The 22,303-nt window shown below is 63.2% G+C and carries 31 protein-coding genes and 1 pseudogene; 18 read left to right on the plus strand and 14 right to left on the minus strand.

Annotation, left to right across the window (positions count from 1 at the left end; all coding sequences use genetic code 11):
- The first annotated feature begins 1 nt into the window (after nt 1).
- The 3 genes from NKI35_RS17925 (at nt 2) to NKI35_RS17935 (ending at nt 2,531) form a co-directional block, all read left to right on the plus strand.
- Nucleotides 2-1,102 carry an ABC transporter ATP-binding protein gene (locus NKI35_RS17925; RefSeq protein ID WP_352741123.1) on the plus strand — a complete coding sequence of 367 codons (1,101 nt, stop codon included), beginning with the start codon at nt 2-4 and terminating at the stop codon, nt 1,100-1,102.
- Nucleotides 1,103-1,200: 98 nt separating this feature from the next.
- Complete coding sequence (locus NKI35_RS17930) at nt 1,201-1,674, plus strand: carboxymuconolactone decarboxylase family protein (RefSeq protein WP_023673089.1); 474 nt, start codon at nt 1,201-1,203, stop codon at nt 1,672-1,674.
- A complete protein-coding gene (locus NKI35_RS17935) occupies nt 1,674-2,531 on the plus strand; it encodes a sigma-70 family RNA polymerase sigma factor (RefSeq protein WP_352741125.1) in 858 nt (285 codons plus the stop codon). Before NKI35_RS17930 ends, NKI35_RS17935 begins: the two co-directional genes overlap by 1 nt.
- Before the next feature lie 114 nt (nt 2,532-2,645).
- Here the strand turns inward: NKI35_RS17935 and NKI35_RS17940 are convergent, their stop codons facing one another.
- Nucleotides 2,646-3,230, minus strand: coding sequence for a TetR/AcrR family transcriptional regulator (locus NKI35_RS17940; protein WP_352741127.1), 585 nt, complete (start codon nt 3,228-3,230; stop codon nt 2,646-2,648).
- A gap of 102 nt (nt 3,231-3,332) precedes the next feature.
- Between NKI35_RS17940 and NKI35_RS17945 the strand changes: the two genes are divergently transcribed.
- Both NKI35_RS17945 and NKI35_RS17950 read left to right on the plus strand, forming a co-directional pair.
- Complete coding sequence (locus NKI35_RS17945) at nt 3,333-4,148, plus strand: oxidoreductase (protein WP_352741129.1); 816 nt, start codon at nt 3,333-3,335, stop codon at nt 4,146-4,148.
- Between the two features lie 68 nt (nt 4,149-4,216).
- The gene (locus NKI35_RS17950) at nt 4,217-5,218 is read left to right on the plus strand and encodes an NADP-dependent oxidoreductase (RefSeq protein WP_352519842.1); all 1,002 of its coding nucleotides are present in this window, start codon (nt 4,217-4,219) and stop codon (nt 5,216-5,218) included.
- 95 nt (nt 5,219-5,313) lie between these two features.
- Here the strand turns inward: NKI35_RS17950 and NKI35_RS17955 are convergent, their stop codons facing one another.
- Nucleotides 5,314-6,231 (minus strand): polyprenyl synthetase family protein, encoded by a 918-nt coding sequence (locus tag NKI35_RS17955; protein WP_352741132.1) that lies wholly within the window; start codon nt 6,229-6,231, stop codon nt 5,314-5,316.
- A 132-nt stretch (nt 6,232-6,363) separates the two neighbouring features.
- Between NKI35_RS17955 and NKI35_RS17960 the strand changes: the two genes are divergently transcribed.
- From NKI35_RS17960 to NKI35_RS17975, 4 genes are all read left to right on the plus strand, one after another.
- A complete protein-coding gene (locus NKI35_RS17960) occupies nt 6,364-7,071 on the plus strand; it encodes a biosynthetic peptidoglycan transglycosylase (protein WP_050587122.1) in 708 nt (235 codons plus the stop codon).
- Nucleotides 7,072-7,224: 153 nt separating this feature from the next.
- Nucleotides 7,225-7,407: a 50S ribosomal protein L32 gene (rpmF, locus tag NKI35_RS17965; RefSeq protein ID WP_008834724.1), complete on the plus strand. Its 183-nt coding sequence runs from the start codon at nt 7,225-7,227 to the stop codon at nt 7,405-7,407.
- Nucleotides 7,408-7,603: 196 nt separating this feature from the next.
- Nucleotides 7,604-8,551 (plus strand): agmatinase, encoded by a 948-nt coding sequence (locus NKI35_RS17970; RefSeq protein ID WP_031249426.1) that lies wholly within the window; start codon nt 7,604-7,606, stop codon nt 8,549-8,551.
- A 193-nt stretch (nt 8,552-8,744) separates the two neighbouring features.
- On the plus strand, nt 8,745-9,146 hold the full coding sequence (locus NKI35_RS17975) for a hypothetical protein (protein WP_023670154.1): 402 nt from the start codon (nt 8,745-8,747) through the stop codon (nt 9,144-9,146).
- A 248-nt stretch (nt 9,147-9,394) separates the two neighbouring features.
- Here the strand turns inward: NKI35_RS17975 and NKI35_RS17980 are convergent, their stop codons facing one another.
- From NKI35_RS17980 to NKI35_RS17990, 3 genes are all read right to left on the minus strand, one after another.
- Nucleotides 9,395-9,826 carry a GlcG/HbpS family heme-binding protein gene (locus NKI35_RS17980; protein WP_023690074.1) on the minus strand — a complete coding sequence of 144 codons (432 nt, stop codon included), beginning with the start codon at nt 9,824-9,826 and terminating at the stop codon, nt 9,395-9,397.
- 179 nt (nt 9,827-10,005) lie between these two features.
- Complete coding sequence (locus tag NKI35_RS17985) at nt 10,006-10,239, minus strand: hypothetical protein (protein ID WP_023684002.1); 234 nt, start codon at nt 10,237-10,239, stop codon at nt 10,006-10,008.
- A 79-nt stretch (nt 10,240-10,318) separates the two neighbouring features.
- Nucleotides 10,319-10,846: a winged helix-turn-helix transcriptional regulator gene (locus NKI35_RS17990; RefSeq protein WP_023670151.1), complete on the minus strand. Its 528-nt coding sequence runs from the start codon at nt 10,844-10,846 to the stop codon at nt 10,319-10,321.
- 114 nt (nt 10,847-10,960) lie between these two features.
- Here NKI35_RS17990 and NKI35_RS17995 point away from each other — a divergent pair.
- From NKI35_RS17995 to NKI35_RS18015, 5 genes and pseudogenes are all read left to right on the plus strand, one after another.
- A pseudogene (locus tag NKI35_RS17995) lies at nt 10,961-11,781 on the plus strand (alpha/beta fold hydrolase).
- 115 nt (nt 11,782-11,896) lie between these two features.
- Nucleotides 11,897-12,553: a glutathione S-transferase family protein gene (locus NKI35_RS18000; protein ID WP_023706274.1), complete on the plus strand. Its 657-nt coding sequence runs from the start codon at nt 11,897-11,899 to the stop codon at nt 12,551-12,553.
- Between the two features lie 5 nt (nt 12,554-12,558).
- Nucleotides 12,559-12,885 (plus strand): ArsR/SmtB family transcription factor, encoded by a 327-nt coding sequence (locus tag NKI35_RS18005; RefSeq protein WP_023699361.1) that lies wholly within the window; start codon nt 12,559-12,561, stop codon nt 12,883-12,885.
- A 23-nt stretch (nt 12,886-12,908) separates the two neighbouring features.
- Nucleotides 12,909-13,283, plus strand: coding sequence for a nuclear transport factor 2 family protein (locus NKI35_RS18010; protein ID WP_032891742.1), 375 nt, complete (start codon nt 12,909-12,911; stop codon nt 13,281-13,283).
- 16 nt (nt 13,284-13,299) lie between these two features.
- On the plus strand, nt 13,300-13,764 hold the full coding sequence (locus tag NKI35_RS18015; protein WP_023706276.1) for an SRPBCC family protein: 465 nt from the start codon (nt 13,300-13,302) through the stop codon (nt 13,762-13,764).
- A gap of 29 nt (nt 13,765-13,793) precedes the next feature.
- On the opposite strand, the gene NKI35_RS18020 is transcribed toward NKI35_RS18015, so the two are convergent.
- The 3 genes from NKI35_RS18020 to NKI35_RS18030 form a co-directional block, all read right to left on the minus strand.
- Nucleotides 13,794-14,057 carry an ArsR/SmtB family transcription factor gene (locus NKI35_RS18020; protein WP_023706277.1) on the minus strand — a complete coding sequence of 88 codons (264 nt, stop codon included), beginning with the start codon at nt 14,055-14,057 and terminating at the stop codon, nt 13,794-13,796.
- Between the two features lie 32 nt (nt 14,058-14,089).
- Nucleotides 14,090-15,328: an MFS transporter gene (locus NKI35_RS18025; protein ID WP_023683997.1), complete on the minus strand. Its 1,239-nt coding sequence runs from the start codon at nt 15,326-15,328 to the stop codon at nt 14,090-14,092.
- Between the two features lie 96 nt (nt 15,329-15,424).
- The gene (locus NKI35_RS18030) at nt 15,425-15,619 is read right to left on the minus strand and encodes a DUF1192 domain-containing protein (protein ID WP_023670145.1); all 195 of its coding nucleotides are present in this window, start codon (nt 15,617-15,619) and stop codon (nt 15,425-15,427) included.
- A 146-nt stretch (nt 15,620-15,765) separates the two neighbouring features.
- On the opposite strand from NKI35_RS18030, the gene NKI35_RS18035 reads away from it, so the two are divergent.
- The 3 genes from NKI35_RS18035 to NKI35_RS18045 all read left to right on the plus strand — a co-directional run bounded on the left by NKI35_RS18035 (nt 15,766) and on the right by NKI35_RS18045 (nt 18,355).
- Complete coding sequence (locus tag NKI35_RS18035) at nt 15,766-16,776, plus strand: NAD(P)H-quinone oxidoreductase (RefSeq protein ID WP_031196069.1); 1,011 nt, start codon at nt 15,766-15,768, stop codon at nt 16,774-16,776.
- A 420-nt stretch (nt 16,777-17,196) separates the two neighbouring features.
- The gene (locus NKI35_RS18040; protein ID WP_023670143.1) at nt 17,197-17,337 is read left to right on the plus strand and encodes a DUF1127 domain-containing protein; all 141 of its coding nucleotides are present in this window, start codon (nt 17,197-17,199) and stop codon (nt 17,335-17,337) included.
- A gap of 325 nt (nt 17,338-17,662) precedes the next feature.
- Nucleotides 17,663-18,355 (plus strand): DUF1013 domain-containing protein, encoded by a 693-nt coding sequence (locus tag NKI35_RS18045; protein WP_023670142.1) that lies wholly within the window; start codon nt 17,663-17,665, stop codon nt 18,353-18,355.
- A 63-nt stretch (nt 18,356-18,418) separates the two neighbouring features.
- On the opposite strand, the gene NKI35_RS18050 is transcribed toward NKI35_RS18045, so the two are convergent.
- The 3 genes from NKI35_RS18050 to NKI35_RS18060 form a co-directional block, all read right to left on the minus strand.
- Entirely contained in the window at nt 18,419-19,138 is a 720-nt protein-coding gene (locus NKI35_RS18050) for a helix-turn-helix transcriptional regulator (protein WP_023683994.1), read from the minus strand.
- 126 nt (nt 19,139-19,264) lie between these two features.
- Nucleotides 19,265-19,675 (minus strand): hypothetical protein, encoded by a 411-nt coding sequence (locus tag NKI35_RS18055; protein ID WP_031196067.1) that lies wholly within the window; start codon nt 19,673-19,675, stop codon nt 19,265-19,267.
- 181 nt (nt 19,676-19,856) lie between these two features.
- A complete protein-coding gene (locus NKI35_RS18060; protein ID WP_023670139.1) occupies nt 19,857-20,027 on the minus strand; it encodes a hypothetical protein in 171 nt (56 codons plus the stop codon).
- A gap of 204 nt (nt 20,028-20,231) precedes the next feature.
- Here NKI35_RS18060 and NKI35_RS18065 point away from each other — a divergent pair, with 204 nt between their 5' ends.
- The gene (locus tag NKI35_RS18065) at nt 20,232-20,393 is read left to right on the plus strand and encodes a hypothetical protein (protein ID WP_023683991.1); all 162 of its coding nucleotides are present in this window, start codon (nt 20,232-20,234) and stop codon (nt 20,391-20,393) included.
- A gap of 9 nt (nt 20,394-20,402) precedes the next feature.
- Here the strand turns inward: NKI35_RS18065 and NKI35_RS18070 are convergent, their stop codons facing one another.
- The 3 genes from NKI35_RS18070 to NKI35_RS18080 all read right to left on the minus strand — a co-directional run bounded on the left by NKI35_RS18070 (nt 20,403) and on the right by NKI35_RS18080 (nt 22,265).
- Nucleotides 20,403-20,723 carry a hypothetical protein gene (locus NKI35_RS18070; protein WP_155924185.1) on the minus strand — a complete coding sequence of 107 codons (321 nt, stop codon included), beginning with the start codon at nt 20,721-20,723 and terminating at the stop codon, nt 20,403-20,405.
- A gap of 25 nt (nt 20,724-20,748) precedes the next feature.
- Nucleotides 20,749-21,462: an SGNH/GDSL hydrolase family protein gene (locus NKI35_RS18075; RefSeq protein ID WP_023683989.1), complete on the minus strand. Its 714-nt coding sequence runs from the start codon at nt 21,460-21,462 to the stop codon at nt 20,749-20,751.
- Between the two features lie 62 nt (nt 21,463-21,524).
- Nucleotides 21,525-22,265: a DUF899 domain-containing protein gene (locus NKI35_RS18080; RefSeq protein ID WP_023752897.1), complete on the minus strand. Its 741-nt coding sequence runs from the start codon at nt 22,263-22,265 to the stop codon at nt 21,525-21,527.
- Nucleotides 22,266-22,303 lie beyond the last annotated feature (38 nt).

A 22,303-nucleotide genomic window follows, 5' to 3' on the forward strand; every position in this document is an offset into this window, starting at 1 on the left:
CGTGGATCAGACGGCGAAGACTGCTGCCCCGGTTGCGACGGACAGGCCAGCGGTGCGGTTCGAGGGCGTCACCAAGAAATATGGCGCGGTGACCGCCGTCGACAACGTCAGCTTCGACATCGCGCCGGCCAGCCTGGTGACGCTGCTCGGGCCCTCGGGTTGCGGCAAGACGACGACGCTCAGGCTGATCGCCGGGCTGGAACAGACCAGCACCGGGCGCATCCTGATCGACGACAAGGACGTCACCTTGCTGTCCGCCGCCGAGCGCGATGTCTCCATGGTTTTCCAGTCCTATGCGCTGTTTCCGCATATGAACGTGATGGAGAATGTCAGCTACGGCCTGCGGGCGATGGGGCTTGGCAAGGCGCAGGCAGCCGAGCGCGCCGCAGAAAAGCTGTCGCTTGTCGGCCTGTCCGGCTACGAGAAGCGCCAGCCGAGCGAATTGTCCGGCGGCCAGCAGCAGCGCGTCGCGGTGGCGCGCGCCATCGTACTGGAGCCGAAGGTGCTGCTGTTCGACGAGCCGCTGTCCAATCTCGACGCCAAGCTGCGCCGGCGGGTGCGCGACGAAATCCGCGGCCTGCAGCAAGATCTGGCGCTGACCATGGTCTATGTCACGCATGACCAGGAAGAGGCGCTCGCCGTCTCCGACCGCATCATCGTCATGAACGCCGCTCGCGTCGCCCAGGACGGTACGCCGCGCGACCTCTACAACGAGCCGACCAACCGTTTCATCGCCGATTTCATGGGCGACGCCAATCTGCTCGACGTCGAGGTGCTTTCCAGCAATGCGACCAGAGCGAGGGTCAAGGTCGGACCCTTGCTGCTCGACATGCCGGGTCGCGGTAACGCTCCGGGACCGGCGATGCTCGCTGTGCGCCCGAATGCCGTGCGCATCTTGCCCGGCCAGCCAGCGGGCACCATGAAGGGCCAGGTGGTCAAGAGCTCGTATCTCGGCGACCACATGGAATACCGGATCGCGATCAGCGATCCGGCGGTCGAACTGTTCGCGACATCGCCTGATGTCACACCCGCCGTGGCGGAAGGGACGATGGTCGGGATCGATTTCGATCCGGCGAAGATCGTGCTGATCAAAGACGATTGAACGCGCCGGGAAAGCACCTTCGAAAAAATCCAGCCTGAATGTCACACCGGCCGGTCTTGTCTCGTCATGATGGCGTACCCAACACAAGGACTGCAATCATGACCGCCAAGATCGACCTCTTCGCCGCCGCCCCTGCGCTGATCAAGCAGTGGCAGCGCGCATCGACCGAACTCTCCGTCGCCGCCGGGCTCGAGCACAGCCTCAACGAGCTGGTGAAGCTTCGGGCGTCGCAGATCAATGGCTGCGCCAACTGCATCAATCTGCATGCCACCGAAGCGCGCGAGAATGGCGAGACCGAGCAGCGCATCTATCTGCTGCCGGCCTGGCGCGAAGCGCCCTGCTACAGCGACCGCGAGCGTGCCGCGCTCGGCTGGACCGATGCGCTGACGCGCCTCTCGGAAGGACAGGACCGCGAAAGCGCCTATGATGATCTAAAGGCGCATTTCACCGAGGAGGAGCAGGTGAAGCTCACCGTTTTGATCAACATCATCAATGGCTGGAACCGCATCGCCGTTGGCTTCGGGCTCTACACCGACGCAGCAACGATACGCGCCAGCGCCAAGGCGGCCTGATGACGGCGACGGCACCCGACGACGCGGCAGCGGGCTTCGGCCCGCTGCGTCCGAAGCTGATGCGGGTCGCCTATCGCATGCTGGGCTCGGTGAGCGACGCCGAGGATGTCGTGCAGGATGCCTTCATCCGCTGGATGGGGACCGACCGCTCGCAGGTTCGCGAGCCAGAAGCGTTCCTGCGCCGCACGGTGACGCGGCTTTGCCTTGACCAGCTCAAATCCACGCGGCGCCAGCGCGAGACCTATATCGGCCCTTGGCTGCCCGAGCCGATCGTCGAAGAGGACGATCTTGAAGATGTCACCTTGCCGCTGATGTTGGCGCTGGAGCGGCTTTCGCCGCTCGAGCGGGCGGCCTTTCTGCTGCACGATGTGTTCGGGCTGGAATTCGAGGAGGTCGCGACCGCCATCGAGCGCGATTCAGCCGCCTGCCGCCAGCTTGCCGCTCGCGCACGGGGCCATGTCCGCGAGGCGCGGCCCCGCTTCAAGGTGGAGAAGCAGCGTGGCCTGGAGATCGCCGAAGCCTTTTACGCGGCATCGCGCAGCGGCGACATGCAGGCGCTCGGCGCGCTGCTGACGGAAGATGTCAGCGCTCATGCCGATGGCGGCGGCAAGCGTCCGGCGGCTTTGGCGCCGGTGCTGGGCTTCGACGCCGTCATGAAGCAATACGCGCAAGTCGCGGCCTGGCTGCGCGACAATCGCTCGACGCTGGTGCGCGTCGGCTTCGTCAATGGCCTGCCGGGGTTCGTCACGCTGGAGGCCGATGGCGAATTGCAGACCACCGCGCTTGACATCGAGGACGGCAAGATCGCGGCCGTCTATGTCATGCGCAATCCCGACAAGCTCAGGCATCTGCACTAGACCTGAGATTGAATCGGGCGAAATAGCGGTTCGGCCTGCCTCCAAAGGCCGGCCTTTCCTGTGTGCGACCCGCAGGACGATGTCAGGGCCCTTTGCCGCTGCCGCCACCGAGCTCTAGGATGCCTTCTCGCCGTCACGTGGCTGGATCAGGCTGCGCGCGGCGTCTGCTCCTGCCGCAAGGATGCGATCCGACAAATCCGTCCCCGCTGCCGCGCGGGCCAGCTGAAGTGTGCCTATGAGGGTCGCAAAGACGCCCAGGGCGGCGGCTTCCGGATCCTTCGTCTGCGGAAGCGCTGCAGACAACTGGCGCACCAGAACCAGCAAGCGTTCGGTATAGACTTGTCGCGTTTCGAGCGGCTGACGCGCGAGTTCCGGCAACAGGGCGGCCGACGCGCAGCCGGCTCCCGGGTTGTCCCGGTGCTCAGCTGACAAATACGCCGCTATGCCCATCTCCGGGCCACCGGCGGTCAATACCTCCTGCAGTTGCTGCGACTGGCTCTCCAGTGCCGCTACGAGGCTTTCACGCACGAGCTCCGCCTTGGATTGGAAATGCGGATAGAAGGCTCCGTTCGTCAGTCCGGCGTCGCCCATGATCGCTGCCAATCCGGACGCGGCGATGCCGTCACCGCGAAAACGCTGGGCTGCGACTTCCACGATCCGATCGCGGGAGGCGTCCTTTCGGCCCTTTTCGTAGCGCATGGCGCTCTTCCTTTCTGCTATTGCATTATGTGTGTAATGTGATATTACGATCATAATTCAATCAACGGCAAAAAGCTAGCCCTCATGTCTGTGGAGTATCAAATGAGTACCCTTTCGGGAAGAACCGCAGTCGTGACCGGAGCCTCCTCGGGCATCGGCCGCGCAAGTGCCGAGGCCTTGGCGCGGGCGGGGTATACCGTCTTCGGGACAAGCCGCAGCAAGGCTGGCAACGGCCCGGCGCAGGTGTCCATGCTGACCTGCGACGTGACCGACGGAGAGTCGGTCAGCGCCCTGGTTTCAACCGTGCTGGCCCAGACCGGCCGCATCGACCTCTTGGTCAACAATGCCGGTGTCGGCCTGCTTGGCGGCGCCGAGGAATCTTCGGTCGCACAGGTGCAGGCTCTGTTCGACGTCAATCTGTTCGGCGTCATGCGCATGACCAATGCGGTGTTGCCGTCGATGCGGCGCCGCGGCCAAGGGCGCATCGTCAACATCGGCTCGATTCTGGGATTGGTGCCCGCGCCATACTCAGCGCACTACTCCGCGGTCAAGCACGCGCTGGAGGGCTATTCGGAATCGCTCGATCATGAGGTTCGCGCCTTCAACATTCGCGTCTCGGTCATCGAGCCGGCATTCGTGCGCACCGTCTTCGACCAGAACGGCATCGAGCCGGATTCCCTGTTGAAGGACTACGATCAGGCGCGCGCCGGTCTCAAGGCGCTGCTTGCCGATGTGATGCCCAAAGCCGATCGGCCGGAAGTGGTGGCGGATGTGGTCGTCAAGGCAGCGACCGACGCCCGTCCGCGACGGCGCTATACCGCAGGGAAGGCAGCGCGCCAGGTCAGCCTGCTGCGCCGCTTCGCCCCCGCGGGGATGTTCGACAAGACCTTGCGCAAGCAGTTCCGCCTGCCGGTCTGAACAACGGTGGGACGGAGAATCTCACACACAAACGGCACACCAACCGACACTCTCAGAAAGTCACTGCCATGAAGGCATTCGTTGTCGATAAATATAGCAAGAAAGGCATTTTGCGGCTGGCCGAGATGCCGGAGCCGGAGCTGCTGGACAATGACGTCCTGGTCGAGGTCCATGCCGCCGGGGTGAACCTGCTGGATTCCAAAATCAGGACCGGCGAATTCAAACTCGTCCTTCCCTATCGCCGGCCCTTCATCCTCGGTCACGACGTTGCCGGGAGGGTTGTCAGGGTGGGCTCGAAAGTCCGCAAATTCAAACCCGGCGACGCCGTCTATGCGCGGCCGCCCGACGGCCGGATCGGGACATTCGCCGAATTCATCGCAATCGATGAAGCCGACGTGGCGCTGAAGCCGGCGAACCTCAGCATGGAAGAGGCGGCCTCGATCCCGCTGGTCGGTCTGACCGCCTGGCAGGCTCTCATCGAGAGGGCGGGTCTGAAGACAGGCCAGAAGATCTTCATCCAGGCTGGCTCCGGCGGCGTGGGGACATTCGCCATCCAGTTGGCAAAGCACCTCGGCGCGATCGTTGCGACAACAGCGGGCGCGGCAAGCAACGATCTGGTCAGGGATCTCGGCGCCGATGTCGTCGTCGACTACAGGAAGGACGACTTCGAGAAAATCCTGTCGGGCTACGACGTCGTCCTGAACAGCCAGGACGCCAAGACGCTTGAGAAATCCCTGACTGTGCTGAAACCGGGTGGGAAGCTCATCTCGATTTCCGGTCCTCCGGATCCCGAATTTGCCAGGAAACAGAGACTGAACGTGGTGCTAAGGCTGCTGCTGCGGCTGCTGAGCCGTGGTATCAGGACCAAAGCCAAGCGCCGGGGCGTGGGATTTTCGTTCCTGTTCATGTCGGCGCAAGGTGAGCAGCTGAGCAAAATCACGTCCCTCATCGAAGATGGGGCGATTCGCCCGGTCGTCGACAGGGTCTTTCCTTTTGAAGCGACCAATGAGGCGCTGGCTTACGTCGAAACAGGACGCGCCAAGGGCAAGGTCGTCGTCAAGGTCAGATAGCGCGCCCAGTTGCTTTGGGGCATTTGAGAGACACCAAGCAGGCAGCGCAAGGCCGACAAATTCCGAAAACGGTTCGGCATCCGATTGCCCAAACCTCAGTTGTTGCGGATTGCCACGAAGCTTGCCGCTGCCTTCAGCAAGGATGCCTGTTCACCGTATGGCTCAAGCAATTCATGGGCCTGCTTGACCAGCCCATGGAGCTGGCTGCGCGCCCAGTTCGCGCCATGCAGCGCCACCAGCGTCGCCTTGCCGGCGGCTGCGTCCTTGCCGGTCGCCTTGCCCATCTGGCTGGCATCGGCGGTCAGGTCGAGCAGGTCGTCGGCGAGCTGGAAGGCAAGCCCGACCGCCGAGCCGAATTCGGCCAGCCGGTCGCGGTTCTGCGGTGCGGCGCCGGCAATGATCGCGCCGGCTTCGCAGGCGAAGCGGATCAGCGCGCCGGTTTTCATCGCCTGCAGCCGGATAATGCCGGCTTCGTCCGGCCTGTTGCGCTCGGCTTCGAGATCGAGCGTCTGCCCGCCGACCATGCCCCCAGTGCCGGCCGCGCGCGCCAGCGCCAGTACCAGTGCCGCCCTGCGCTCCGCCGGCAGCGCCGTCGCCTCATCGGCGAGGACATCGAAGGCAAGCGTCAGAAGCGCATCGCCGGCAAGTATGGCGGTGGCTTCATCGAAGGCCTTGTGCACGGTCGGCTGGCCGCGGCGCAGATCGTCGTCGTCCATGGCAGGCAGATCGTCATGGATCAGCGAATAGCAATGCACGCATTCGAGCGCTGTCGCCACGCGAAGCGACGCCTCGCCATCGGCGCCGAAAAGGGCGGCACTTTCCATGACCAGGAAGGGGCGCAGCCGCTTGCCGCCGTTCAGCACGCCATGGCGCATGGCCGCCATCAGACGCTCCGGCCGGGCGATCTCGCCGGCAAGCGTGCGGCCGTCGAGCAGCAGCCTGAGCCCGGCCTCGATCGCCGCCGCCCGCCCCAGAAGTGCGGCCTCAAAGGCCAATTGCTCGTCTTTCGTCATGGCCGGGAGCGGTAGCCGACACTCAGACGTTGCGCAAGAAGCCTCGCGCCATTATGCCGGAGGCGGGAGAGTGGCGCGGGTGGGGGCGGCTTGACGGAACCGATCGTCGATCATGAAACCGAAGGGTTTGAGATGGCGCGACCAAGGCGCGTGAACCGCGCCGGTCTGAAGCGCCTGGCACGGCGCGGCCTGGTCGTCGCCGTCGTGCTGGCGGCGATACCCATTGTGCTGACCTTCCTCTATCTGCCGTCCTTCGTGCATCCGATATCGACCTTGATGGTCAAAGACCTCGCGACCTTCTCCGGTTACGACCGGCGCTGGGTGTCGATCGACGATGTGTCCCCGGTGCTGGCCAATTCGGTGATCATGTCGGAGGACGGGCAATTCTGCTTCCATCGCGGCATCGATCTCGGCGAATTGCGCGGCGTCGTCGACGATGCGCTGGCCGGCGAGGCGACGCGCGGCGCCTCGACCATCACCATGCAGACGGTGAAGAACCTTTTCCTGTGGTCGCGGCCGCTGGGCTCGGTGCGCAAGGTGGTCGAACTGCCGCTGGCCGTCTATTTCGACGCGGTGATGTCGAAACGGCGGATCATGGAGATCTACCTCAACATCGCCGAATGGGGGCCGGGCATTTACGGCATCGAGGCGGCGGCGCAGCACCATTTCGGCGTTTCGGCCAAACAGCTGTCGCGGCGGCAGGCGGCATTGCTGGCCGTCTCGCTGCCCAATCCGATCGCCCGCAATCCGGCCAAGCCCGGTCCGGGTCTGCGGCGGCTGGCGTCGCTGATCGAACGCCGCGCCGGCCGTTCGGGCGCGTATGTCGGTTGTCTTGATTAGGTAGAACCGCTGCCAGTTCAAAAAAAATCGCCACGGTGCTGGCCAAAACGGCGCAGGGCGTGTATAGGCACCCGACTTTCTCAGATTATGGCCCTGACGCGGCCCTTTCACGAGGGCTATCGGGGCATTTTGACCATGTAGTGGAGCATATCCATGGCCGTTCCGAAACGAAAAACCTCTCCGTCCAAGCGCGGCATGCGCCGCTCGGCCGACGCTCTCAAGGCCCCGACCTATGTCGAGGACAAGAATTCCGGCGAAATGCGCCGCCCGCACCATATCGACCTGAAGACCGGCATGTATCGCGGTCGCCAGGTGCTGACGCCCAAGGAAAGCTGAGACCAGCTTTCGAAGGGTTTGAATGCCAAAAGAACCGGCCATTGGCCGGTTTTTTTGCGTTTGGTGCGCGTCGCGCCGCCAACTATGCCAAAGACCGGGCGTCCGTGGCGATACAAGCTGCGGCGGCGGTGCTGTATTGAGTGATGCCTTGTCGCGGCGCTTCCGCGCGATGATCGGCCGGCTTCAGAGGGACCGCATGACCAAGCTCACCACAGCACCGCGCGATATCTGCCAGACCTTCATGAACTTCCCGCTGGTCGAGGACCTCGATGCGCTGAAGGCGGATGTCGCCATCATCGGCATGCCTTACGGCAGTCCCTACACGATCGACGAGTTGGTCAACGACCAGACCAACGCGCCGACGGCGGTGCGGCGCGCCTCGCAGCGCATCAGCCTCGGGCTCGACCGCTATGATTTCGACATTGGCGGAACCCTGTTCGACGGGCAGGACGTCAAGGTGGTCGATGTCGGCGATGTCCCCGGCGATGCCGCCGGCGGCCACTACAGGTTGGCCGAAGCGGCGATCCGAAAGATCCGCGTCGCCGGCGCCTTGCCGATCACCATTGGCGGCGATCACGGCATTCCGATCCCGATCCTGCGGGCGCTTGACGGCGAAGGGCCGATCACCCTGGTTCAGATCGATGCCCATCTCGACTGGCGCGACAATGTCAACGGGGTCAGGGAAGGCTATTCCAGCCCCATCCGCCGCGCTTCGGAGATGGCGCATATAGCCGGGATTTTCCAGCTCGGCATCCGCGGCCAGGGCAGCGCCCGGCTCGAGGAGGTCGAGGCGGCCCGCGCCTACGGCTCCAACATCGTCACCGCCAATGAATGGCAGGATATCGGTACGGCGGCGCTGCTCAAGCGCATCCCGGACCGTGGCCGCTATTACCTGACCATCGATGCCGACGGTCTCGATCCCGCTGTCATGCCGGCGGTCGAAGGCCCGGCGCCTGGCGGCATCAGCTACCGGCAGACGATCGAACTGATCAAGGGGCTGTTCGCCAAGGGACGTGTCGTCGGCATCGACATCGTCGAGATCGCGCCGGCGCGCGACGTCAACGAGATCACCTCGATGACCGCCGGCCTTTTCATCCTCAACGCTATCGGCGCCGCCGTGCGGACAGGCCAGTTCAAGCGCTGAATCCCGGCGTGTCGGTGGTCAGCCGGGGCAACTGTGGCTGACAGGGTTGTTTCGCGCGGTCTTTTTCCGTGTTTGCGGGCGCTAGCGAAAAATCTTGACGGCGTGCCTGCGGGGCATTCTACAGAAGGTGCCCCCATTGTTTAGGCAATTCCTTGGGAAACCGCTTTCCTGGAATTGCTAGAGGAGACGCCTGATGTTCGGTGCCATCCCGCTGCTGATCGTGCCCTTCGTGGCCTACAATCTCGGACTCCTCGGAATATTCGGCAGCGGCGACGATCCGTGGGCGACCGAGATCTTCTCGTTCAGCATGATGTCGGGCGGGGTGTTCTCGATGACGCTCGGCGACCTGATGGTGGTGATCGGGCTGATCTTCCTGTTCCTCGAAATGGTGAAGTCGGTGCGCACCACGAACGCCTCGATCATGGACCATCTGTTGTCGACGCTGGTCTTCGTGGCGTTCCTGGTCGAGTTCCTGCTGGTGAAGGGCGCGGCGCACTCCGTCTTCTTCACGCTGATGGTGATCGCCCTGTTCGATGTGCTGGCCGGGTTTTCGGTGTCGATGCGGTCGGCGAGTAGAGACATAAATTTGAACTAGCCGCCTTCGTTGGATGGTCGCATCCGTTCGCGATTGGCGTGGCTGCTCTTTCTGGTCGTCATCCTGGGGCGAAGCAAGGAGCGAAGCGACGCGGCGCAGACCCTGGGATCCATTCCGTGAAGCTAAGGCGTTGCAACGGTTCAGAATTCTGCTCCGCTTACACTTGCGGCAAAGGTCGCGGCATGGATCCCAGGGTCTTCGCGACGGAGTTTCGTTCCTGCTTCGCCCTGGGATGACGAAGCTCCCCCTCAGCCCGGATCGGCGGTGAAGCCCGCCGCTTCGATGCCGGCGATGGCGGCGGCTTCGTCATTGTCCGACGTATCTCCCGAAATTCCGACGGCGCCGATGACGGCGCCTGCCTTGTCGCGGATCAGCACGCCGCCGACGACCGGCAACACGCGTCCACCGGAGACGTCGGAAATGCCGGCGACGAGATGCGGCCGCTCCTTGGCGAAAGCCTCGACACGGCGCGAGCCCATGCCGATGGCGAGCGCGCCATAGGCCTTGCCGGCCGACATTTGCGGGCGCAGGAACGAGGCTCCGTCCTGACGCTGGAAGGCGACGAGATGCGCGCCGGCGTCCAGCACGGAAACGCCGAGCGGCTTGAGCTTCAGCTCGGCGCCCTTGGCGAAGGCGGCGTCGATGATGTGCTTGGCTTTTTCGAGGGTCAGTGCGGTCATGGCTGTCTCCTGATCAAAACGCGTCAATCATCGACCTGACATGCGGGATGCGAAATCCCGGTTGCGGTTGAAATTGCTTCGCGTGGGAAAGCGGAAATGGCGGGCATTGCTGATCGTGGCACATGGCGGCGGATACGATCCGCCGGCATCCAGATCGGGCGTCGATGAAGAAGGCCGCGCTATTTTTTCTTGGCTCGGGGCGCTTTCTTGACCGGAACGGCAGGGGCGTTGGCGAGGTCTTCCGCTTCCTTGGCAAGGCGCAATGCCCGGAGCTTGTTGGTCTTGGCCTGGCGGGCGTCGGCCTCGGCGACATACTCCGCCATCGCCTTTTGCCGCACCGTGGCGGCCTCTTCCTGCTTCTTGAAACGCATATCCGCCCGGGCGCGGGCAGTATCCTTAGAGTTCTCGACCAAGAGCGTTATCCAATCCCGTAAATTATGTTTTTCAGCCCCTTGATAGCAGAGCCGGCCTGATAATGGGGAAATAAGTTGGTCAAGCGGCGGGGGCCTCGATGCCGCTCGACGCCTTGCGGGCGACCACCGCCTCATATCCGGCCTGCAATGTAGCGCGGACGGAAGGCTGCGCGGGTGTGGCGACAGGCGTGCCCAGATGGTCGTGGCGCAACTCGTCCATGAACTGCTCCCACATTGGCGGTCCGCCTTTCTCCAGCAGCTCGGCCCGGATCGAAAGCTCCTCGCTCACCGGCAGCCAGACGCGGCCCCAAGCGCCGAGATGCGCCATGATCGGCACCAGCGTGATGGCCATCTCGGTCAGGCTGTAGATCGCCTTCTGCTTGTGCGAGGGGTCGTCGGCCTTGGTCAGCATGCCGAGTTCCATCAGCCGCTTCAGCCGGTCGGCCAGGATATTGGAAGCGATGCCCTCGATCGAGCCGTTGAGCAGTTCGCGAAAGTGGCGTTTGCCGCCAAAAATCATGTCGCGCAGGATGATCAGGCTCCAGCGATCGCCGAACACTTCCAGCGACAGATTGATAGGGCATCCCGAGCGGTGTTCGGTTTTCATCCGACTCTCCTCAAAAACCAGTTGCATTATCGTATCAGTTTTATTATCGTGCAACCGATTGCAAAACGCAATCAGTTTGGTTGGCCTTTGATTGGCCGATGCGAGGAGAGTCCCATGACACGGGCCGCAGCACCCGAAATCGTCTCCCAGACGTTTGGGGATCCCGGCGATCCAACCGTTCTGCTGATCATGGGCGCCATGGCCTCGATGCTCTGGTGGCCGGAGGCGCTCTGCAAAAAACTCGCCGGCGAAGGCCGCTTCGTGATCCGCTACGACAATCGTCGACCAAATATGCGCCGGGCGAGCCGACGTATACGTTCGACGACATGGCGGACGATGCGGTGCGCGTCCTCGACAGTTGCGGCATCGGCAAGGCGCATGTGATCGGGATGTCGATGGGCGGCATGATCGCGCAATGACTGGTGTTGAAACATCCCTCGCGTGTCATCACACTGACGGTGATCAGCAGTTCGCCGGTGGGGATCGATACATCGCACCTGCCGGGGACGACCGAAGCCTATATGGAGCACTCGGCCGATGGCGCCAAGGTCGATTGGTCGGACCGCGACCAGGTGATCGGCTTCGTCGTCAAGGATGCGCGTGCGATCGCCAGCACCGCGCATCCCTTCGACGAGAAGGCGATGCGCGCGTTCGTCGAACAGGACTACGACCGATCCGGCGGCTTCCTGAGCGCGACTAACCATTTCATGCTGAAGAGCTGCGAGGATCTGAAAGGACGCCTGCGCGAGATCAAGGTTCCGCTGCTCGTCATTCACGGGACATCGGATCCGATCTTTCCGGTCGAGCATGGCGCAGCCCTTGCCGACGCTGTTGCCGGCGGGCGGCTTGTCCGCGTCGAAGGCGGTGGCCACGAACTGCATCCCGACGACTGGGGCACGATCGTTGCCGCCATCGTCACGCATACCAAGCCCTGAAGGCAGTCTCGAACCTTGACACATTCGCCTCACGGAAATAGTTAAGTAAATGCTTCAGTGTCGGCGCAGGCTGGCACCGCTCAGCATCGGCGAACCACAAACAGACGAGCAAAAAATGTCCCTGACCTTCCATTTCCATCCGCTGGCATCGTTCTGCTGGAAACCGCTGATTGCGTTCTACGAGAACGACACGCCCTTCACGCCGGTTATCGTCGACCTCGGCGACGAGCAGTCGCGGGCAGCATTCCTGAAGGTGTCGCCGACCGGCAAGATGCCGGCGCTGTATGACGATGCACGCAATCGCACGGTGCTGGAATCGACCATCGTCATCGAATATCTGGCCGCGCATTATCCCGGGCCGGTCGAGCTCATCCCGGCCGAGGCCGACCTTGCTCTCCAGGTCCGCCAGGCCGACCGTTTCTACGATTTCTACGTGCAGGCGCCGATGCAGAAGATCGTCGGCGACAGGTTGCGCCCGCAGGACCGGACCGACCCGTTCGGGGTCGACGAGGCGCGCGCGCAACTGCGCAACGCCTATGCGATCATCGAGGAGGAGATGCGTTCGAAAATCTGGGCGGCCGGCCCCACCTTCACCATGGCCGACTGCGCCGCCTCGCCGGCGCTGTTCTACGCCAACAAGGTCGAGCCGTTCGGCGACAGCTATCCGGCCGTGAAACGCTACCACGACCGCCTGCTCAAGCGGCCGTCTTTCGCCCGGGTGATCGAGGAGGCGCAGCCCTACTTCAAGTTCTTTCCCTACAATAACGGCTGATCGCGATGCTGCACGATCCCGCCCAGCTCGACCTGATGTTCCAGGCGCTCGCGGACCCCGCCAGGCGCAGCATGGTCGAGCGGCTGTCGCGTGGGCCGGCCTCGGTCAGCCAGTTGGCCGAACCGCTGGCGATGTCGCTGTCGGCCGTCGTCCAGCATCTCAACGTGCTCGAAGCAAGCGGGCTGGTGCGCTCGGAAAAGCTCGGCCGCGTGCGCACCTGCCAGATCGCGCCGCAGGCGCTGCGCAGCGCAGAACACTGGATCAACGAACGGCGGCTGACATGGGAGCGTCGGCTCGACCGGCTCGGCGATTTTCTCGCCGGGACCGAATGATCTGAAGCAGAGGAGAAATGACCATGCCCGGCAAAAGCAGAGCGGAGTTGATCCGCGGCTATTTTTCCGCCTACCAGGCGAATAACATGGCTGCCGTCGCGGCTATGCTCGCCGACGATTTCACCTTCACCAGCCCCTATGACGACGCCATCGACCGTGCGACCTATTTCGAGCGCTGCTGGCCGGACAGCCCGGCCTTCAGCTCGATCGTCATCGAGCGGATATGCGAGGACGAGGACGCCGCCTTTGTCCTCTATCGCTGCGAGACGGCGGACGGAAAGACCTTCCGCAACACCGAACTGCATCTGTTCCATGACGACAGGTTGCGCGCCGTCGAAGTCTATTTCGGCGCGTCTTATCGCGACGGCGTCTTCGTCGCGCAGAAACCATCAAGCTGACCATGAGGACCTGACCATGGCCGAACGATCCGTCGTCCACTCCACCTTCGTCCTCGAGCGCCTCTATCCATTTGCACCGGCGAAAGTCTATTTCGCGCTCAGCGATCCGGCCGCCAAGCGGCGCTGGTTCGCCGACCCCGACAACCCGATGACCCACAGGCACGAAATGGATTTTCGCGTCGGCGGCCAGGAGGTCAATGCCGGCGGGCCGAAGGACGGGCCGATCCACACCTATACCGCCACCTATCAGGACATCGTGCCCAACCAGCGCATCGTCTACAGCTACGACATGCTGTTCGGTGATGTCAGAATCTCGGTTTCGCTGGCGACAATTGAGCTTCGCCCGGAAGGCACGGGCACGCGTCTGGTGCTGACCGAGCAGGGCGCGTTTCTCGATGGGCACGACACACCGTCATCGCGCGAGCATGGTACCGGATTCCTGCTCGATGCGCTGGGCAAGGCGCTGGCAACGGACACTTGAAAGCCAGGGAGGCGAGGTGGAATCGCGGCCTATGCTTCCCAGAACTGATCAAGCCAAATATTGAGCTTGAGGAAGCCGGCACTGCTGACTGTATAGACCCGCCTCGTGCCCTCGGCCTTGGCCTGAACCAGACCGGCGTCCAGCAACACTTTCAAATGCTGGGACACGGCCGGGCGGGAGACTGGCAGGCCCGAAGCCAGTTCGTTGACGGTTTTCGGGCCACGCCGGAGCTCTTCCAGAAGATAGCGCCGGTTGGGGTCGGCAATCGCCATGAAGGCGTCAGAAAAGATCATGCCTATACTTGTGGGGCAAAGCTTTTCAAATCTCAACCGTCGGCTTCCGCTTTTCTGAGCCGCAGTGCTTCAGGGGTGACCGAGCGATCGGCCGGCTGGGTCTTGAAGGCGTCGCGGTCTTCGATAGGCACCGGCGCGCGGCGGCTGATGCGCAGCAGCGTGTAGGCGGCGAGGCTGAGATGCGCCAGCGCGGTGGCCAGGAACAGGCCTTCGGGGCGGAGCCAGCCCATCAGGGCGGCAGCCAGCAAGGGCCCGATCATGGTTCCGAAGCCATACAGAAGCAGCAGGCCGCCCGAGACCTTGACGAAATCCTCCGATCGGGCGTGGTCGTTGGCATGCGCCACGGCGATCGAATAGAGCGTGTAGGCAAAGGCGCCGTAGGCGGCGGCGAAGACAATGACGAGGACGGCGGAACGCGGTTCGAACAGGAAGATCAGGATGGCGAACAGTGCGGCGCCGAAAGCCGCGCCCGCCAGCACGAAACGGCGGTCGGTCTTGTCGGAGAGGCGTCCGGCCGGAAGCTGCATGGCCGCGCCGGCAATAACGACAAGGCTCATCATCAGTGCGATCTGGGCGGTGGAGATGCCGATACGGGCGCCGTAGACGGCGCCAAGCGTGCCCCAGGCGCCATTGGCGATGCCGACCAACAGGCAGGCGATCGCCGACACCGGCGAGTTGGCGTAGAGACCTTTGACGTCGAGCTTGACGTCCTGCAAAGGCTTGGGAGACGAAGCCGACGACACCGCGGTCGGGATCAGCGACAGGCAGAACAATATGCCGGTGATCATGAACAGCGACGCCGATCTGACGTCGCCGCCGGCAACGATCATCTGGCCGCCCATGATCGAGGCATAGGTGACCATCATGTAGAGGCCGAAGACGGTGCCGCGGTTCTCGTTGGTGGCCTTCTCGTTCAGCCAGCTTTCGATGACCATGAAGGCTCCGGCCATGGTGAAGCCGGTGAAGGCGCGCAGCAGGATCCAGACATATTCGTCGATGATCAGGCCGGTAAGCAACGCCACGATGGCGCCCGAAGCGGCAAAGGCGCCGAACGCCCGGACGTGGCCGGCGCGGCGCACCAGGCGCGGTGCGAAGAAGCAGCCGGTGACGAAGCCACCGGCCCAGGCCGTGCCCATCAGACCGAGCGATGCGGTCGAAAACCCTTCGAGCTGGCCGCGCAACGGCAACAACAGGCCGTGCAATCCCGAAGCCGCGAGCAGGAAAGCGGTGCCGCGAAGCAGCGAGAGGATCGGCCTGTAGCTTGCAAACATTGTTTGATCCGTCTGGAGATTCGGTAGCGGGGTCTGAAGACAGGCGCATTCGGGCTTTTCGGCGGCGGACGCTCAACGCCGAAACTAACGCGAAAACTAGCCGCGGCGAAACAGGGCTTCGGCCGCCGATTTGGTGCTGCCCTTGGTCTGGAGCTCGGCTTCCAGCCGGGCAATCTCCTCGCGCAGGATGCTGATCCGTTCGGTAAGGTCACCGACCGAAAGCAGCGACAGATCCTGTCCGATCTCATGCGGGCGGGCTTTCTTCTTGGGTTCGTCGTCGAAGATCGCCATCGTCGCTCCTCCCTATTCAGTATTGGGCTGATTTGGCCATTTGCCTGATCCGGCAATCAGCATACATAGGGCAGGGGCGCAGATGCAAACAGCCGGCAAGAAGCTGGCAGCCGGCGACAGACCGGCGGACCCAGACGGGAAATTTCATGGCGAGCGGACATAAAATTCCAGCCACAATGACGGCCATCGCAATCTCGCAACCGGGCGGGCCGCGGGTGCTGAAACCGGAAACGCGCGACGTGCCGGTGCCTGGTCCCGGCGAAATCCTGATCCGGGTGCGTGCGGCCGGCGTCAACCGCCCCGACGTGCAGCAGCGCAAGGGCGCCTATCCGGCGCCGCCCGGCGCTTCCGACCTGCCCGGTCTCGAGGCATCGGGCGAAGTGGCCGCCCTTGGCGACGAGATATCGCGCTGGCGCATCGGCGACCGGGTCTGCGCGCTGACGCCGGGGGGCGGTTATGCCGAATATGTCAAGGTTCATGCCGGCAGCGTGCTGCCGCTGCCCGCCGGCTTCACCCACACGGAGGCGGCCGCGGTTCCGGAAAACTATTTCACCGTCTGGCACAATGTGTTCGAGCGCGGCGGCTTGAAAAAGGGTGAGACGCTGCTGGTCCATGGCGGCTCATCGGGCATCGGCACCACGGCGATCCAGCTGGCGTCGGCCTTCGGCGCGTATGTCGTCACCACCGCCGGCTCGAAGGAGAAATGCGACGCCTGCCTGAAGCTCGGCGCCGACCGGGCGATCAACTACCGCGAGGAGGATTTCGTCGCGGCGGTCAAGGATGCGACCGGCGGCAACGGGGCAGACGTCATACTCGACATGGTCGGTGGCGACTATATCGCGCGCAACTACGAGGCCGCCGCGGTCGAGGGCAGGATCGTCCAGATCGCCGTCCAGGCCGGCGCGATGGCGAGCGCCGATTTCTCGAAAATCATGGTCAAGCGGCTGACCCACACCGGCTCGACGCTGCGGCCTCGCACGGTCGAGTTCAAGGCGGCGCTCGCCGCCGCACTGGAAGCACAGGTGTGGCCGCTGCTCGGCACCCGCAAGGTAGCGCCGGTGATGGACATGATCTTCCCGCTGACCGACGCATGGCGGGCGCATGAGCGCATGGAAGAGGGCGAGCATATAGGCAAGATCGTTCTCGACGTCGGGTAGATGGGCGAGAGTCAGGTGAGGCCGGCCTGCGAATGGCGGCTCCCTGCGCTTCCCGCCTCCGCCGGCCGAAGCCCCCATGAGGGGTTGCGGCAGTTAAGATTACGGCCGGCGTAGGCCGGTGCTCGCGTACAAAAGTACGCTCCGCTCCGGCCTTCGCCGGCCGAAGCCGTCATAAATGCCTCCGCTCTATGAAGGCTACGGCCGGCGTAGGCCGGTTCTCGGTATCGGCCATTCTCGACTCGGTCTGACCTGAACTCGCGCCATGCTCCGCGCTCAGCCTGTCGGCAAGATGAACAGAAGCTTGATGCTGCAATGCAGCATTTGCATTGCGGCTATGCAAAGACGTCTGTTCAATTCGTGGGCAGCCCTGCCTATCTAAGCGTCATCGAAACGATATGATCCAACAACTGGAGGACAACCATGAACCCGATCCGCGCTTTCCGTAACTGGCGTATGTACAACGAAACCGTGCGCGAGCTGAACAAGCTCAATGCCCGTCAGCTCAGCGACCTCGGCATCAGCCGCGGCGACATCGAGAGGATTGCCCGCAAGGCCATCTAATTCGAGCATGGTCGGCCAGTGAGGCCTGACCACGCGGCAGAAGCAAGAGCCGCCGCAGACGGTATCCCGTCGCCGGTTCCGAGCCCGCTGGACCCTGTCCGGCGGGTTTTGTCGTTTTGGACCCCTGTTACAACTCGGCATCAATGATCGCCGGAGCCGAGGTCCTCCTGGCCTCCCCTGCTGTCCGGTGTCCGACGGCTGCGCCCTGCGCCAAAAACATTGCGAAACGGCTACGGAGCGGTTATACAGGCCGCGAATTTCCCATTTTGGTGGCTCTAAACCACCGCCCGCGCGGGAACGCGGGCGAACGAGAAGGATTTTTGAAATGGCCAATACGCTGCTGATGCCCAAGGCGACCGCCGTCTGGCTGGTCGACAACACCGCGCTTTCCTTCGAGCAGATCGCGCAGTTCTGCGGGTTGCATCCGCTCGAGGTCAAGGCGATCGCCGACGGCGAATCGGCGCAGGGCATCAAGGGCATGGATCCGATCATGACCGGACAGCTGACCCGCGACGAGATCGCGCGCGCCGAGAAGGATCCGAACCAGCGCCTGAAACTGTCCGACCCCAAGGTGCGGGTGCCGGAATCCAAGCGCAAGGGTCCCCGCTACACACCGCTGTCGAAGCGCCAGGACCGGCCCAACGCCATCCTGTGGCTGGTCCGCAACCATCCGGAATTGAAGGACGCGCAGATTTCGCGCCTGGTCGGCACGACCAAGTCGACGATCGAACAGATCCGCGAGCGCAAGCACTGGAATTCGGCCAATCTGCAGCCGATGGACCCGGTGACGCTGGGTCTCGCTTCGCAGATCGACCTCGACATGGAAGTCAACCGCGCCTCGCGCGGCCGCGAGCAGGCGCAGCCTGTCGGCGACACGCTGCTGCCGGCTGCCGTGACCGAGCGCCTGGTGCCGGCGCCGGAGAAGCCGAAGGACGAGGATGCCGAGCTCGACGCAAACGCCGTGTTCGCCAAGCTCTCGGCGCTCAAGTCCAAGAAGGAAGATGCGGACGACGAGTAAGGTTTGCGACAGTTCATCAAAAAAGCCCGCTTCGAGCGGGCTTTTTCATTGATTATCGAAGTCTCAGCTGCGCGCCGCCCGGTCCGGCGTCATGCCATAGTCCTCCGAGCGTTCGACGGCGCGGTAGAAGTCGGCAAGCTGCTTGCCGCGCTCAGGCTTGAAGATGCGGCCGGCGATGACCACCGAGGCGATGCGGTCGATGCGGAAGGCGCGGAAATCGTCGCGCATCTCGCACCAGGCAACCAGCGTCCATACCTTGCCCCAGAACCACAGACCGAGCGGACGGATGTCACGCCCGGTGCCGCGGCCGGCCTCGTCGCGGTAGTCGATGGTCAGCACCTGTCGCTTCTCGACAGCGCGCTCGATCACGTCGATCGCCTCACGCGCGGCGTCGCTCACCACCCACATCGGCGTGTGGATCTCGGTGCGGGCGATGCGGTCCTTCTCGGCGTCGGGCAGGACGGCGCCGATCTTGACCAGCGCCTCGTCGGCCGCACGCGCCATGGCCGCGCCGCCAAAGGCCCGCACCATGCGGGCGCCGGCGACCAGCGCGACGATTTCGTCACGCGTGAACATCAGCGGCGGAAGGTCGAAACCCTCCCTCATCATGTAGCCGACGCCGGCCTCGCCGTCGATCGGCACTCCGGTCGACTGCAAATCGGCGATATCGCGGTAGATGGTCCGCTCGGAAACCTCGAGCCATGTGCCGAGCTTCTGGGCGGTGACCAGCCGGCCGCCACGCAGGTGCTGCACGATCTGAAAGAGCCTGTCGGCACGTCGCATCGTATGGTCCCTCGGCTGCTTTTCTATGAATGTCACGGTCCCGAAACCGGTTCCGGGTGACATCCATCTCCTGTTTTATGCTTGTCGTTCTCCCAAAAACCGCTGCGCACTTTTGGGCGACACGCATTATGGTTTAAGTCCTTCGCGCTTGCGCTGCACGGCGACGAATTCCGCGCCGAAGGACAATTTCTTCGTTGTCGGCGTGTTCACGTCGAGCACACGCCAGTACGGCGTGATATCGTTCAGCGTCATGCCGCGTTCGAGATCCTCATTGGCGGCTTCGGCGACGGTGCGCAGATGATAGCCGATGGTGACCGGACATGTCACTTGCGCCCCATGCTCGATGGCGAGCGCAGTGCGCAAGGCGCGTACATCCATCTCGACGCCGTTGGGGATCGTGCGGATGAAATCATCGACCTGACGGGGCGTCGGCACCAGCATCGGCTGGCCCTCGACGACGTCGCCCATTGTGCGTGGCGTCGGCTTCACGCCGTTGACGCCCGGCGTGTTCAGCCTGTCGTTCCAGCTTTTCACCATTCATGTCTCCTGACACGTTTATGGCATGGTGCTCCTGACAGCATTCTGTCAGGAGCCTTCAGCATTGTCCGTAGCAGGCGCCAAAGTTTTTGCGCCAGCCCGAGGGGTCGCTGCCCGGGGGTCCATGTCAATGATCCGGGCGTTGCGGGGTCCGCATCCAAGCATTGTCAGGTAAAACGCCTCAGATCTCGCGAATGCGGCTGTGACCCTCATACATATCCGGCCAGCCAATGTCCTTGCGGATGTCCGCCGGCAAGGAGTTCAGGAAGCGCTGGGTACGGACTTCATTGCGCATCGTGCGGATCTTGCCGACATAGTGCTGTACGCTGTTCAAAATACCAAAGCTGTTCATGACCATCTCCTCTTCTCTGATGGAGACACTATCGCATACCCCTCCTGACAGCAGTCTGTCAGGAGCATGTCAGCTCGTTGAAGAAAGCTGCGAGGTGCTTGGCGGTCGGTTCGGAAACGAGCCTTTTGTCAGGAATGGCCAAGTCGACCGAGACCATGCAAGAACCGCTTTGACAGCCTGTCGCGATGCTGCTCAAAGGCGGGCATGTCGAAACTCCTCGCGCTCGTCATCATCGGCATGATGGCCATTCAGCTGATCAAGCCGCTCGGCTGGCCGGGCCTGAAGCGGCGCGGCGATTTCTGGAAGCTGGCCCTGATCGCCATGGCGGCCATCGCGCTGGCGGGTGCGCTGGGGCACTGGGCATAGCCTTGAGGGTCAGGTCGGGTCCACCGTTCCCATGGCAATCATCCGGATGGCGTTGAGGCTGGGCACGAAGAAGTAATCGCCACCGCGCGTCGTCATGAATTCCGGCAGGTTCGCCGCAATAAAAGGCGTGGCGTTGGCCGGGCCGGCCGGAATGACATGCTTGCTCGATTCGGCGCGGTTGCCGGTCAGCGTGCAGGTGTCGTTGCCGGTTTCGGAATCCAGGCCGTAGCTCGTCCATTGCTGCTGGATGATATTCTGGCTCAGATCCATTGGAAGCAGGCTGCAATCAACAGTATTTGGAAATACCCGCGTCAGTTCTCTGAAGCCCACCAGTCCGAGCTTGTGCCCCCTCAGGTCAATCGGCGAGCACCCATCCGACCAGATGTTCGGCCCAGGCGCGGTAACCGGCTTCCGAGGCATGAAAGCCATCGGAGGCAAAGCCGGCCTCAGGGTTGGTGATCGGCAGCCGTGGCGCCGGCACGGCGCCGCGCTCGAAACAGAGGCGCTCGCCCATGCGGTTCATTGCGGTAGCGCGGATTTCGAGTATCTTGCCGAGCAGCGGCGGCATGGCCGGCGCACGGGTGAATTCCAGCACCGGCGACCAGACGACGCGGGCCTCCGGCCATTTGGCGCGCAGCGCGTAAAGCAGGCCGCCGAACTCTTTCTTGAAGCGCGGCACCGAGTGGAAATTCTTGGTGTCGTTGGTGCCGATGGCCAGCACTATATGCGTCCACCGATCGGCCGACAGATTGGGCAGCACATGGTCGCGGATCTGGCCCGACGTTGCCGAGTTGAAGCCGGCGGCGCGCCAGCGCACGGCAAGGCCGGTTCGCTGCGCGATCATGACGGCAAGCTGCGCGGCAAGCCCGTTCTCGGAATTGCCGATGCCGACGGAAGCGGCCGAGGAATCGCCCAGCACCAGCAGCGAGATGGCCGGCGCCTTGCCCGATATTTCGTGCATGACCGGCCCTTGTGCCGGCAGCATGCGGGTGGTGCGGCGGCGCACGCCGAGGCCCTGCCAGACATAGACGGGGTAGGCGAGCCAGGTAAGAAGGGCCGGGAAGCGCATGGCAATACCGTTAGAGGTTAACGGCAGCCTTAGCGCATGTTTGGGCGCAGGTGAACGCGCTTCTAGTCGCAGCAGTTTTCCTTAGCCGCCTGCTTTTCCTGATATTCGTCATGCAGCCGCACCCAGTCCATCAGGCTTTGATAAGGGCCATTTTCGCCGCGGCCCTTCGGCGTCATATCGAGATAGTCATAGGTGCCGATCTGCGCCTCGCCGCCGCGGGCGCGCGACATAAAGGTGAGAAAGATGTCGCCGTTCTCGTCCTTGTAGAAAACACTGGTGCCGGGAAGGTCCTTTGACGTGCGCGGACGCGTCTCGAAATTGTAGGTGGTGTCGCCGGCCGCGATCTGCTTGTCGGTGAAGGAGACCTGCATGTCGAAGTTGAAATCCGAGGCGTAGGACGACACCCAGTCGAATTTCCAGCCCATACGCTGCTTGTAAGGCAGCAGTTCCGCCAGCGGCGCGCGCGCAACCACCACCAGCGACACGTCGTGGCGCCTGAGATGCTGATCGGCGCCGTCTATATGGTCGGCAAGGAAGGAGCAGCCTTCGCAGCGGTGGTTCGATCCTGGCGTCATCATGAAGTGGTAGACGATCAGTTGGCTGTTGGCGCCGAACAGTCCGGCCAGGTTCTTCGGACCCTGCTCGGTCTCGAAGACATAGTCCTTGCGGATTTTCATCCAGGGCAGTTCACGCCGCTCGGCGGCGATGCGCTCACGCAACCGTGTCAATTCCTTCTCGCGCGCCAGATGCGCCTTGTGCGCCTCAAACCAGTCTTCACGCGAAACCACCTTCTTGCGAGTCATGAAGTTCTCCCTGTCTGTTCACCCAAGGACGTTCGGGG

This window comes from Mesorhizobium sp. M0676 (assembly GCF_040320535.1).
GTDB lineage: Bacteria > Pseudomonadota > Alphaproteobacteria > Rhizobiales > Rhizobiaceae > Mesorhizobium.